Raw genomic sequence first — 12,360 nt, forward strand, 5'->3', positions numbered from 1 at the left:
AAGTGCCAGCCCTTTGCTGCCAGCGCAGCAGTGCTATTTCCCCATTTAAATCGCCATCGGGTCCACATCGACCAACCAGCGCAGCAAGCCCTTGGGCGCTTGTGCACGGGCCTGATGCAGCAGTGGTTGCAAGGCCGTCAAATACGCTTGCAAGGCTTTGCGCGAAGTCGACTCCAGCAACACCTGGGCCCGCTCGGCATTCGCGACCCGCTGGATCGTCAAGGGCACGGGCGGGTAGACCGTGACCCAATCCTGCCCAGGCAAGCTGGCGGCTCTGGCCAGTTGCGCGACTTGGCGCAAAAAGGCTTGCGCATCTTCTTGGGTTTTGGCATCGGCGCGCAGCAGCGCCTGGTAACAAAACGGCGGCATGCCCGCTTGTTCACGCTCGCGCAATTGCACGGCCGCAAAGCCTGGGTAGTCCTGCTTGGCCAAGGCCGCATACAGCACATGCTGGGGCTCGCGGGTTTGCAGCCACAACTCGGGTGTCGAAGCACTGCCTTGCATGTACTCGGCATCGCGCCCAGCCCGGCCAGAGGCCTGCATCAGCAGCGCAAAGAGCCGCTCAGGCGCGCGGAAATCGCTGGAATACAAAGCCCCGTCGGGTTGCACCACGGCAACCAGGCCAATGCGGCGGAAATCATGGCCTTTGGCAATCATCTGCGTGCCCACGACGATGTCCACATCACCGCGGTGCACCTGCGCGAGACTTTCTTGCAGCGCGCCTTTGAGGCGCGTGGAGTCGGCATCAATGCGCAGCACCTGGGGAATGCGGCCATCATCGAGCACCAGACTGCCCAGCTGCTCTTGCAGCAATTCCTGCAGTTGTTCGGTGCCGCGTCCAATCGGGGCCAAATCCACACTGCCGCAGCGCGGGCAATGGTGGGGCACACGGGTGCTCCAGCCGCAATGGTGGCAGCGCAAACTGCGATCGGACTTGTGTACAACCTGGTGGGCCGAGCAATGCGGGCAATCACTTTTCCAGCCGCACGAGCCACAGCCGAGCACTGGTGCATAACCACGCCGGTTGAGCAAGACCATGCATTGCTCACCGGCGGTGATGCGCTCTTGCATCGCTTTGAGCAGGCTGGGCGCCAATACCGTCTCACGCGGATACGCGCTCATGTCCACTAAGCGCAGGCTGGCCAAAGCACCACCGCCAATGCGCTCTGGCATGCTGACGCGCTGGTAATTGCCCGCCGGGCTTTGCGCTGTCGCGCTGCGGCTGTTGTACCAGCTCTCCAGGGAAGGCGTGGCCGAGCCCAACACCACTGGGATACCCAGTTGCTTGCCGCGCCAGACCGCCAGATCGCGGGCGTTGTAGCGCGCACCTTCTTGCTGCTTGTAGCTGGGGTCATGCTCCTCATCGATCACGACCATCGCCAGCTTGGCAAAACTGCCGAGTACGGCCAAGCGCGTGCCCAGAACCAGTCGTTTGCGGCCCTGGTGCACGGCCACCCATTCATGCAAACGCTGCACCGGCGTCAAGCCGCTGTGCATGATGGCTACGCACTCGGCTCCAAACCACGGTGCAAAACGCGCCTGTATCAAGGCTTGCCACTGCGGCGCCAAATTGATCTCCGGCACCATGAACAAGACTTGCGCCTGTGGGTCAGCCGCCAGGATGCGCTCTGCCAGCTGCAAATACACCTCGGTCTTGCCGCTGCCGGTGGCCCCATGCAGCAAATGCACACCACCGGCTTGGCTGCCAATGGCTTCTAACGCCTGCTGCTGCTGCGCCGTCAAAGCCGGTTTGCCAAGTGGCTTGGAGTCCAGACTCACCACTGGCGCTGCCGCGTCAACCGCTATGGGCGCAGCGTTGGTGTCTGCCGCGCTGGCGGCTTTCTTGCGTGTGCGGGATTTTTTAGGGCCGTTGGCCAATTTGTCTAGCCGCTGCTGCCATTGTGTCGCGGTGTGATCTTGCAGGGCCGAAGGCAAGGCCATCAGCGCGACTTCGCCCAAACTGCGTTGGTAGTAGCGCGCGGTGAATTCCATCAGCCCCCGCCAATCCGCTGACAAGGGCGTGGACGCATCGAGCACTTGCAACACGTCTTTGAGCGCTCGCTCGGGGCTGTGCGCCGGGTCATCCGCCTCTGACGACCACACCACCCCCAACACGTCGCGCTTGCCCAATGGCACGCGCACCAAGCTGCCAGGCGCAATCGCACATTCGCTGTGGTAGCTGAGCAAATGGCCAATGCCGCTATGAAAAGGCGCGTCAACGGCCACGGCGACTATCGGCATGCGCGGCTCCCGAATGAACCGTCAGGCCTGACCGACCCGCTGCACCAGCCTCGCTTGCTGGTCATCTGCCCAATCTCCAGCGCTTGCCGCTCACACTGCATCCTGACTAGCGTTGCAGAGCCAGCCAATAGACAGGCCTGCCAACCCTGTGGATAACTTTGTGAATATCGATTGAACATCTTGTTTTTTATAGACCTTTTCCATATTGCAGCGCATCAATAAAAACTATAAAACTTATTTATATCAAACACTTATAAATAAATTCCAGTAAAAACAAGTTCAAGCAGACAAGCCCAATGCAAAAAAAACCGACTGTGTATATCAGACAGCGCCTACCGCATACCACATGCACGAAGGCACCAAAACACAGGACATACAAGCCTCAACAGGCAAACAAGCATATGATTTATTAAAGATTTCAGCCATTCTGCCCGTTCCATGTGGATAAGTTTGTGGAAAAGCATGGGGTATTGTGGGCAGAAGCCTGATTTCTCAAGCACTTAGCGCGCAAGCAACATTTTACAAAAGACGGTCAAACCCATACAAATCAATAACTTACACGAATCATCTTCCAATACGGTGTTTGCAAGCGACTATCGCTGTCTAGGCCTTGCCTGGCCTTGCTTGTGCGGATCGGTGTGCATAACTTGCGGCCCACATGGCTCTCAATCCATGCAAGGCCGCAACCAACTTGCATTACATCGACTTGCCACGCATTTGCCGGGACAAGCGGTGTACCGCATCGACAAAACCTGCCACATGCTCGGGCGGCGTGAATTGGCTGATGCCATGGCCCAGATTGAAAATATGAGTGGGGCCGACACAGCTGGCATCGGTGTGCGGTTGGCCAAAATCGTCAAGCACACGCTGCACCTCTTGCTCAATCACCGCCTCAGACGCAAACAGCACGTTCGGGTCCAGATTGCCCTGCAAGGCCTTGCCCGGCGTGCCAGGTGCGCCGCCCACCAAACTTCTGGCAGCTTGCAAATTGGCTGTCCAATCCAAACCCAGCACTTCACAGTCGAGCTGGCCCATGTCTTGCAACCACAGCGCACCGCCCTTGGTGAAGACAATGCGCGGCACATCCTGACCATCTGGACCAGTGCGTTTGAGCTGGGCCAGGACACGCGCGGTGTACTGCAGGCTGAATGCACGAAAGTGGCTATCAGCCAGCACACCCCCCCAGCTGTCAAACACCATCACGGCTTGCGCGCCTGCATCGATTTGCGCATTCAGGTAGACCGCCACCGTATCGGCATTGATCGCCAGCATCTGGTGCATCAGGTCTGGGCGTGCGTACATCAAGGATTTCACCTTGCGGTAATCGCTGCTGCCGCCGCCTTCGACCATATAGCAGGCCAGCGTCCAAGGACTGCCAGAAAAGCCAATCAGAGGCACGCGGCCTTGCAGGGCATGGCGAATCGAGGTGACGGCATCAAATACATAGCGCAGCTTGTCCATATCAGGCACGTGCAATTGCCCAATGCTGGCTTCATCATCAGCGGTGCGCTCAAAGCGCGGGCCCTCACCTTCGACAAAATGCAGCCCCAAACCCATCGCATCGGGCACAGTCAGAATATCGGAGAACAAGATCGCCGCATCCAGGGGATAACGGGCCAAAGGCTGCAGCGTCACTTCGGTGGCAAAGTCCACATTCGTGGCCAAGCCCATAAAGCTGCCCGCTTGTGCACGCGTGGCCTTGTACTCAGGCAAGTAGCGCCCCGCTTGGCGCATCATCCACATCGGCGTGTATTCGGTCGCCTGCCTGCGGCAAGCACGTAGAAATGTATCGTTCTGAAGAATTGGAAAGCTCATGGCCTGCATTGTCGCTGCTAATCAAGGGTGTGCTGACAAAGCCCAATGCCCCACTGTGGCTTGTTCAAACACCAGGACAACGCTTGGGTATCAGCGCACATTTGTGAACAATTTTGAGAAAACCCAAGAAACCCTACAGGGCTGCTATGCTTTTTGGCGCTACCCAATGGCTTGTAACGCCAGCATACATCTGCACCACAGATCGCTCACAACGCGGGCTGGATCAGCACCATACGCGTGCGACAATCCCTGCACCAAAGCGGCCACGGCCTTGCGCGTGTTCAGGCTGCATTCATTCTCAATGACGCATGATAGTCGCTGCGTCAACTTTAGCTTTTTGTCTGCACCGTCATCATGAGTTGGTTTGAAGCGATTATTTTGGGTCTGGTTCAAGGTCTTACCGAGTTTTTACCAGTATCTTCCAGTGCGCATTTGCGTATCCTCGGCCCCCTACTGCCATCCGGCGGTGATCCCGGTGCGGCCTTCACCGCGATCACCCAGTTAGGCACGGAAGCGGCTGTATTGATTTACTTCCGCAAAGACCTCTGGCGCATCTGCTCGGCATGGCTGAGCGGCCTAGGTCAACCCCTTGCCAAGCAAAATACCGATGCCCGCATGGGCTGGTTCATTATTCTGGGCACCATCCCAATTGTTGTACTGGGCTTGCTGTTTCACAGTGCCATCGAGTCCGTGTTGCGCAACCTCTACATCACCGCGACGATGCTGATTGTGTTTGCGTTGGTGCTGGCTTTTGCGGACTTCAAAGGGTCCAAAACACGCTCCATTGACCAACTGACCTGGCGCCATGCGGTCGTCTTTGGGCTAGCCCAGGCGATGGCTCTGATTCCGGGCGTTTCGCGCTCAGGCGGCACCATCACAGGCGGTTTGCTACTAGGCTACAGCCGCGAAGCGGCAGCGCGCTATTCTTTTTTGCTGGCAATCCCCGCCGTCATTGCCTCCGGTTTTTACCAGTTGTTTAAAAGTTGGGGAGACTCAGCCGTGGCCGCAGGCCCTACTTTGCTGGCTACGGCCATTGCATTCATCAGCGGCTATGCAGTGATTGTGGTGTTTCTGAAGTGGATCTCACACCACAGCTATTTGGTGTTCGTGGCTTACCGCATCGCACTGGGCTTAATGGTGTTTGGGCTCTTGGCCGCAGGCATTTTGTCGCCCACTTAAGCAGCCTGTCTGCTACTTCTCGCCAAGCGGCATCGGCAATAAAACCTGCCTTGCAGCCTCGACCACTGCAGTGCTCAAACGCTTAGCAGCAGGCGCTTCGCGTTCCCAATGGTGCCAATACAATGGCACATCCAGCACCGCATGCTCGACGAGGTCCAGCAAGACGGGGCGCTCAGCACTGCGCTTGGCCAATTGCAAACTGCTGACCATGCCCCAACCCCAGCCCTGCTCAATCGCCGCGTCATAGGCTTCGGTCGAGGGAATGAAATGCTTGGGGTAGTCGTTGCCCACGCCCGGGCCCAGTTGCTGGCGTAAAAAAGCCTCGAGCAAACCGTCTTTGCGATTGAAAATAATGGCTGGCACTTGGCGCACCGATTGGCGTGTCAGCCGGCCCGAAGGGCCGCGGCGCAATGCCTGCACCACCTGCGCATTGGCCACCGCATGGTAGCGCATCATGCCAAGTGGCTGGGCCACACAGCCACGCAAAGGCTCAGCCAGCGTCGAGACGCAGCCAGAGACATCGCCCGATTTCAACGCCGCATGGGTGAAATCCTGGTCATCCATCGCAATGTCCAGCACCAACTGATGGCGCTGCATCGCCGCTTGTACGCCAGGCAAAAACCAAGTCGCCAGCGAATCGGCATTGACTGCCACGGCCAGACTGCGCCACTGCGAGGCGCCACCACTGCCAGCGGCCAACTGCGCCAGTACATCGGCCTGCATCAATTGCACCTGCTTGAGATGCGCCAACACGACTTGACCCGCCGGCGTCATGTGGGCGTGCTTGCCGCGCACCACCAGGCGCTGGCCCAAAGCCGCCTCCATCGCACGAATTCGCAAGGACACGGCGGCCAGAGATATGCACAGTTGCTCTGCCGCACCGGCAAAACTGCGGTGTTGCGCAATGGCTAAAAAAGCGTCGGCTTGCCGCTGATCAATCACAGTATTTTTTAACCAAGTTGATATTTATTAAATTATCTTTTCATTTTAGGCCACTTGGCCACAATGCGCGCCAACAGCGTCGCCCCCCATACAGCCAGCCGTAGCAGCTACAGGTGCCTGCCTTCAGCACATTTCCAATTCACCGTAAACCATGCAATCACTTCCTGTTTTCTTTTCCGGCATGGCGTTGAGCATGTCCTTGATCATGGCGATTGGGCCGCAAAATGCCCACGTGCTGCGCATGGGCCTGACACGCCAGCACCTCGTTTTAACCGTCGTGCTGTGTATTGCCACCGACATCGTACTGATTGCCGCTGGTGTTTATGGTTTTGCTGCCGTTGGTGGCTTGCCTGACAAGGTGTACGGCGCTTTTATTGGCGCAGGAGCATTGTTTCTGGGCCTGTATGGCAGCCAAGCCGCCACAAGGGCCCTGCATGGCTGGCGCCATACACCAATGGCCTCGCAGCCTGGCCATGCGGCTGCCGTCAGCCAGTCGGCTATCACGCGCAAGCAGGCCATTGGCACTGCATTGGCATTCTCCTGGCTCAACCCCCACGCCTGGCTCGATACCACGGTGCTGGTCGGCACGGCCTCCCTAGCCTACGGCAGCGCCAGCCATTGGTTTGGTTGGGGCGCTATGGCAGGCTCCATAGCCTGGTTTTTACTGCTTGGAAGCTGTGCCTATTGGTTAGGTGCACGCATGCACAGCAGCAAACTGTGGGTGTGGCTTGATGCTGCGATTGCCTTGATGATGTGGGGCTTGGCTGGTTGGCTGGTGTGGAGTTTGTTTCGTTGATGAACGGCACAAACCCAAGGAATCAGCGGTATGAACAGGCTCTTAGAACGTGTTTATGATCTTTTTGCAGTCGCGCAAGGCACAAAAAAGAGGCAGTGCAAGGCGCCTGTTGCCGCTCATACGTCTGTATGAGCAAAACGGGCAACGCCGCAATGCGCTTTTTTGTGCCTTGCCCTTCGGGTTGAAACCCAAAAGGCACGCTGCTTTGTTAAAAATCCTCGCCGGGCAGAGAGCCCGACTGCGGTTTTTGCCGCGCATTGCATCCTTTTGGGCTCCAACGCGGTCTGTAAAAAGATCATAAACACGTTCTTAAAGCACATACGGCTAGGATTAAACCCGTATTGGGAAGGAACGCATACCGCAATACACTGGCCTTTGTCACGAATATGTCGCAGTGACATGCTTTAATTTCACACGCATTTTCACAGATCATTCAACCAGCGCACTGATCTTATTGCTATTGTTCTCTGCTGTAACAGTCGGAAATCGTAGGCACTTATTCAGCTGGAACGTTTCTTACTCACTATTCTTTAATCATGGAGGCAGGTATGCAGCGTAAAGTCAACCGTTTTACTTTTGATGCCCATAGCGTCGTACTCTTTTCCGCCTTGGTTCTCTCCAGCGCCGTCTCAGCGGCCAGCCCCAACGCTGCATCGCGCGTGCAGCTCTCACCCGCCACATCCAGCAGCGTGAACGTCTCTACCGGGCAAGCTGCCGCTGCCTTGCAACAAGCACTGACACGCTCGGGCGCATCATCACGCAGCAGCGGCAGCACCCAACTCAACTAAGCCGCGTAGGCGCACTGGTACGTTTAGTGCCCCCGATTGAGAATATGCAGCACATTAAAAAACGCGCCCTAAGGCGCGTTTTTTAATGTGCGCTACAAGGCGCTGCTCATGTCGGCTTACTTAATCCACAGACGCATCGAATCCCACATGCGACCAAAGAAGCCAGCCTCTTCCACTGTCTCCAATGCAACCACAGGCACTTCTTTGAGCAGTTGGTCACCGACCGAGACCTTCAGCATGCCCACCGACTGGTCGAGCTGCAGCGGCGCCATCAATGGATCGGCACGCTCAATCACAGTGCGCACCTGACCGGCCATTCCTGCAGGCAAAGTCAGGTAGACCGCGCTGTGGCTGCCAATCTTGGCCGTGTCTTGTGCACCTTTCCACAACTGTGGTGTTTCCATAGGCTGGCCTGCATCAAACAATTTAACTGAATCAAACGCGGTATAGCCCCAGTTGAGCAGTTTTTGGCTTTCGTTCGCGCGGGCATTCTCACTGGCGGCGCCCAGCACAATCGACAGCAGGCGGCGATTGCCCATATTAGGGACTTCACGTTGGGCAGTCGAGACCAGGCAATAACCTGCCGCTTCGGTGTAGCCGGTTTTCAGGCCATCCACTGTCGGATCGCGGAACAGCAGCAAATTGCGGTTGCTGCTGTTGGCAGCAGGGGTGCCGGGATAGCGGTACTCCTTGGTCGAGTAGTAGTGCATGTACTCAGGAAACTCGCGCATCAGACTGGTGGCCAATGTGGCCAGATCGCGCGCAGTCGTCAAATGCCCTGGGGTGGTCAAACCCTCGGGATTCATATACTGGGTATTGTTCATGCCCAAAGCTTTGGCTTGGTTGTTCATCAGTTGAACAAAGTGCTCTACAGAGCCTCCAACGCCTTCGGCCAGTGCAACCGTCGCATCGTTGCCCGATTGCACAATCACGCCACGCAACAAGTCGTCCACTGGCACCTGCATCTTCGGGTCGATGAACATGCGCGAGCCTGGCATTTTCCACGCTCTCTCACTGACCGGCAGAGTTTGCTCCAACGTGATTTTGCGCGCACGCAGCGCGTCAAAAACGATGTAGGCCGTCATCAATTTGGTCAAAGAGGCTTGCTCAACCGGAGCGTCAATGTCTTTGGCAGCCAGCACCTGATTGGCCGTCACATCGAGCAGTAGGTAGTTTCTTGCCGCGATCTCGGGCGGCGAAGGCCATTGAGCATGGGCGGCCACAGCCACCACAGATGCGGCCACCAGCGCGGCCGCACGGATCCAAGCCATTCGCAATAACTTCATGGTTTTCAACTTTTTAATAGCAAACAAAATAAACAAAAATGGGATTTGGCGCAGCACACAATCTGCCTTGCTTCAAGCTAGGGCAGCTGCAGCCTGAACACCAGCGATATGGCGCACCACCAACTCTTTGAGCTGGACCTGTCGGCCATGGAAAAAGTGCTCGCCACCGGGAATGACAGTCAAGGGCAAAGATTGTTCCCTGGCCCAATCCATCACGGGCGCCAAAGGCACGGTGTCATCGAGCTCGCCATGTACCGCCAAGCTGCGGCTATGCAATTCCTGCGGGATCGGCTCTACCTTGAAGCGGCTGGCTGCCGTGCCAACAAACACCACCGCACGAATATCACGCTGGGCATGCAGCTGCGCCAGCACGCGGCTGGTGACATAGGTACCAAATGAAAAGCCAGCCAAGATCAAAGGCCCTTGCGGCGCCACTTGCTCAATCACTTTGAGCAAATCTTCTGACTCACCAATGCCGTGGTCATGCTCGCCAGCAGACTGGCCCACGCCTCTGAAGTTAAAGCGGTAGGCATCCCAACCGGTAGCCACCGCAGCACGCGCCAAGGTTTGCACGACTTTGTTATTCATCGTTCCAGCAAACAAGGGATGGGGATGGGCAATGATGGCTGCCCCAAGCGGAGGCTGGCCGTCCAAGCCAGCAGGGTCTTTCAGTGCTTCGATGGCGCCTGCAGCGCCCTCAAGGGTCAGGTGTTCGGTTTGGGCGTTCACAGCGGCGATCGATCTCTCAGGTTCTGTCATGCAGCAACACGCCATGCGATTGGCCCCAGCGCGTTGTGCTGCTTATTCAAAAGAGTGTACTAGCAAGCGCCTGTGTGTGCAGCCAGCTCGGGACCTTTACATGCCAACTGCCACATTTGTAACGCTTTCACACGCACTACACGCAGACCAGAGCTGCCACAAAGGATCAGCTCTGCGGTGCACGCATGTTTTATTGAGCGCTGGCCTCAGGGCCAGACTCGGCCGCTGCTGCCTGCTCAGCAGTGGACTCTGAGGGGGACGGCTCCAGCACGGCTGGCGCTGCGCTGGGTTCGGCTGCTGGCTCGTCCATCACTGGAGCGGCACCGGGTGTGTCTGGGCTGATGACTGCAGGTGCAGGCTCTGCAGGTTCGGGTTGGATCCCGGCATCGCCAACAGCCGGTGTTGAGGCATCGGTCTTGGCATCGGCATCACCACTGGCTTGCACCGGCGCTTGTGCTTGAGGCAATTCTGGCGGCTCAATACGCAGCAAACGGCCATCTTCGCCATCAATAAGCACATACAAGAAGCCATCCGGGCCTTGGCGCACATCACGCACGCCATGGCCAGGAGCGACCGTCAACCAGTCTTCTTCAATGACTTTGTCATTGTCAATTTTCAGACGAATCAATGCACCATGCGCCATGGAGCCAAGAAAAAAGCTATTTTGCCAATCTGGACCATAGCGGTCGCTGCTGAGATAGGTTAGTCCCGATGGTGCAATTTCATCACGCCAATAATGGACTGGGGCCTCCATGCCTTGGCCAGAGGATTTGCGCGCGCCAACGTGGTGGCCATAGGTCATGATTGGCCAACCGTAATTGCCACCGCCACGGATATGGTTGATTTCATCGCCGCCCTGCGGGCCGGCTTCGTGCGTCCACAGCTCGCCATCGGGCGTGATCACCGCACCCAAAGGATTGCGATGGCCCCAACTCCATGTCTCGGGCAAACCGCCGCGTTTATCAAAAAACGGATTGTCGCGATACGCACTGCCATCGGTTTGCAAACGCACTATCGAGCCCAAATGGTTGGTCGTGCGTTGCGCCTGATCACGTGCAATAAAACGCTCACCCAAGGTCAGAAACAAAGAGTTGTCGTGTGCTTGGGCAATACGACAACCAAAGTGCTGGTCGCTGCGCACGCTAGGCGATTGCTGGAACAGGGTTTGCACCTGCTCCAACCGGTCTTGCCGCTCGTTCAGTTTGGCAGACGCCAAAGCGGTTGTTGTGCGGTTGCCGCCGCTGCTGGCATCGGCCTTGGCAAAGCAAAAATACAATTGCCGATTGGCGTCAAAATCACGGTCTAGCACCACATCCAGCAGGCCGCCTTGCCCACTGAAAGCCACCTCAGGAATGCCGAGAATTGGCGCCCCAACACGGCCATTGGCATCGACAACGCGCATCACGCCCTCTTGCTGCGCCACCAAGTACTCGCCATTGGGCAAGAATGCCACGGCCCAGGGATGCTGCAAACCAAACGCTATTTCCGTGAATGCCACCGTCTCGGCATCAGTGGGATTGAAGGTCGACGGCGTTTGCGCCCAGCCCGAGCCCATGGCTGCCAGAAAGGCGATTGCTGCAACCCGGCGCAGCGTCTGTCCCTGTTTGGCGAGTTGGGCTTTTAGGCAGGTGCCCATGGCCTGAGTCATCCAGCGTTGTTCGTTGAAAAGCGAATTGTGCATACCTCTCTTCGCAGCCACAGGCAAGCCCATTCCAAATGGCCAAGCAAGCCTGCCGCTGCGCTCAAGTCGTCAAAAGGAGTGCATCGTAACGCACAGCCATTGGAGTTCCTGATGAAAGGCCATGCGATTTATCCGAAAAGGCTAGCGCACTTGCGTTAAATCTGATTTAGTTTATGAGTCAGCATGCAGACGCCATCCCCCAGTGCGGCGCATTGACTGCGTTGGCCATCCAGTGATAATCCTTCATTGCTCGGTCTCCGCTGACCTCATCTACACTGCATACCATGACTACTATGAATGGCTTGATTGAAGCGTTTGCCGTCCCCGCAGACCCGCAACTACAGGTACCCAATTTGTCTGCCGGCCAATGGGCCAGCTTGGCCAACTTCCTCAGCCCTGTCTCATTGGGCGAGAGTCAAATCGTGTTCCAACGCGGTCGTGAGGAATCGAGTTTGTACTTTTTAGAAAGCGGAAAAATCGCAATCCACTATGAAAATGCGCAAGGCCAATTGCGCATGGGCCTGGTTGGGCCAGGAGCTGTGTTTGGTGAGGCGAGCTTCTTAGGCAATATGCTGCGGCAGGCCACGGCGCAAAGCATGGCACCAGGCAAAGCCTGGGTGCTGACAGTTTTGAAGTTCCGTGAGATGCTCACGCGAGACTCTGAGTTGGCTTTGAAGACGATCCAAATTGCAGCCAGCACGCTGGCCAGACGCAGCCGCGACGCACGCAAACGGCGCAGCATTGCATAAAGCCAGGTGATGTGCAGATGCCATCCGGCCCCAGCCAGATGTGATTTGACAACACAAATACGGTAATTGACATTCAAAAAGCCCTTGCTATTTTGTCAGCAAGGGCTTGTGAACGGGTGGACTT

Annotated in this window: 10 protein-coding genes; 4 read left to right on the forward strand and 6 right to left on the reverse strand. The window is 56.9% G+C overall.

The genetic code is table 11. The features are described from left to right. Positions 1–45: 45 nt before the first annotated feature. Both priA and hemE read right to left on the reverse strand, forming a co-directional pair. Positions 46–2,241, reverse strand: coding sequence for a replication restart helicase PriA (priA, locus tag E8K88_RS04455; RefSeq protein ID WP_136405448.1), 2,196 nt, complete (start codon positions 2,239–2,241; stop codon positions 46–48). A gap of 696 nt (positions 2,242–2,937) precedes the next feature. Further along, positions 2,938–4,056: a uroporphyrinogen decarboxylase gene (hemE, locus tag E8K88_RS04460; RefSeq protein WP_136405449.1), complete on the reverse strand. Its 1,119-nt coding sequence runs from the start codon at positions 4,054–4,056 to the stop codon at positions 2,938–2,940. 354 nt (positions 4,057–4,410) lie between these two features. On the opposite strand from hemE, the gene E8K88_RS04465 reads away from it, so the two are divergent. Further along, positions 4,411–5,235: an undecaprenyl-diphosphate phosphatase gene (locus tag E8K88_RS04465; RefSeq protein ID WP_136405450.1), complete on the forward strand. Its 825-nt coding sequence runs from the start codon at positions 4,411–4,413 to the stop codon at positions 5,233–5,235. A 12-nt stretch (positions 5,236–5,247) separates the two neighbouring features. On the opposite strand, the gene argP is transcribed toward E8K88_RS04465, so the two are convergent. Continuing rightward, positions 5,248–6,177, reverse strand: a complete 930-nt coding sequence (gene argP, locus E8K88_RS04470) for an HTH-type transcriptional regulator ArgP (RefSeq protein WP_136405451.1) — start codon at positions 6,175–6,177, stop codon at positions 5,248–5,250. A gap of 193 nt (positions 6,178–6,370) precedes the next feature. Between argP and E8K88_RS04475 the strand changes: the two genes are divergently transcribed. Together E8K88_RS04475 and E8K88_RS04480 are read left to right on the forward strand one after the other, a co-directional pair. Further along, positions 6,371–6,973, forward strand: a complete 603-nt coding sequence (locus E8K88_RS04475) for a LysE/ArgO family amino acid transporter (protein ID WP_240754318.1) — start codon at positions 6,371–6,373, stop codon at positions 6,971–6,973. 548 nt (positions 6,974–7,521) lie between these two features. Next, positions 7,522–7,761, forward strand: a complete 240-nt coding sequence (locus E8K88_RS04480; protein ID WP_136405453.1) for a hypothetical protein — start codon at positions 7,522–7,524, stop codon at positions 7,759–7,761. A gap of 116 nt (positions 7,762–7,877) precedes the next feature. On the opposite strand, the gene E8K88_RS04485 is transcribed toward E8K88_RS04480, so the two are convergent. The 3 genes from E8K88_RS04485 to E8K88_RS04495 form a co-directional block, all read right to left on the reverse strand. After that, on the reverse strand, positions 7,878–9,032 hold the full coding sequence (locus E8K88_RS04485; RefSeq protein WP_420813559.1) for a D-alanyl-D-alanine carboxypeptidase family protein: 1,155 nt from the start codon (positions 9,030–9,032) through the stop codon (positions 7,878–7,880). An 87-nt stretch (positions 9,033–9,119) separates the two neighbouring features. Beyond that, positions 9,120–9,776 (reverse strand): alpha/beta hydrolase, encoded by a 657-nt coding sequence (locus E8K88_RS04490; protein WP_136405534.1) that lies wholly within the window; start codon positions 9,774–9,776, stop codon positions 9,120–9,122. A 220-nt stretch (positions 9,777–9,996) separates the two neighbouring features. After that, on the reverse strand, positions 9,997–11,487 hold the full coding sequence (locus E8K88_RS04495; protein WP_240754319.1) for a PQQ-dependent sugar dehydrogenase: 1,491 nt from the start codon (positions 11,485–11,487) through the stop codon (positions 9,997–9,999). 284 nt (positions 11,488–11,771) lie between these two features. On the opposite strand from E8K88_RS04495, the gene E8K88_RS04500 reads away from it, so the two are divergent. Beyond that, entirely contained in the window at positions 11,772–12,236 is a 465-nt protein-coding gene (locus E8K88_RS04500; RefSeq protein ID WP_136405455.1) for a Crp/Fnr family transcriptional regulator, read from the forward strand. Positions 12,237–12,360 lie beyond the last annotated feature (124 nt).

The sequence above is a fragment of the Lampropedia aestuarii genome, from assembly GCF_004803635.1.
Classification (GTDB): domain Bacteria; phylum Pseudomonadota; class Gammaproteobacteria; order Burkholderiales; family Burkholderiaceae_C; genus Lampropedia; species Lampropedia aestuarii.

Excerpts from the sequence above, each read along its gene's own strand:
- priA (WP_136405448.1), bottom strand. The coding sequence starts at position 2,241 with ATGCCGATAGTCGCCGTGGCCGTTGACGCGCCTTTTCATAGCGGCATT.
- hemE (WP_136405449.1), bottom strand. The coding sequence starts at position 4,056 with ATGAGCTTTCCAATTCTTCAGAACGATACATTTCTACGTGCTTGCCGC.
- E8K88_RS04465 (WP_136405450.1), top strand. The coding sequence starts at position 4,411 with ATGAGTTGGTTTGAAGCGATTATTTTGGGTCTGGTTCAAGGTCTTACC.
- E8K88_RS04475 (WP_240754318.1), top strand. The coding sequence starts at position 6,371 with ATGTCCTTGATCATGGCGATTGGGCCGCAAAATGCCCACGTGCTGCGC.
- E8K88_RS04480 (WP_136405453.1), top strand. The coding sequence starts at position 7,522 with ATGCAGCGTAAAGTCAACCGTTTTACTTTTGATGCCCATAGCGTCGTA.
- E8K88_RS04485 (WP_420813559.1), bottom strand. The coding sequence starts at position 9,032 with ATGGCTTGGATCCGTGCGGCCGCGCTGGTGGCCGCATCTGTGGTGGCT.
- E8K88_RS04495 (WP_240754319.1), bottom strand. The coding sequence starts at position 11,487 with ATGCACAATTCGCTTTTCAACGAACAACGCTGGATGACTCAGGCCATG.
- E8K88_RS04500 (WP_136405455.1), top strand. The coding sequence starts at position 11,772 with ATGACTACTATGAATGGCTTGATTGAAGCGTTTGCCGTCCCCGCAGAC.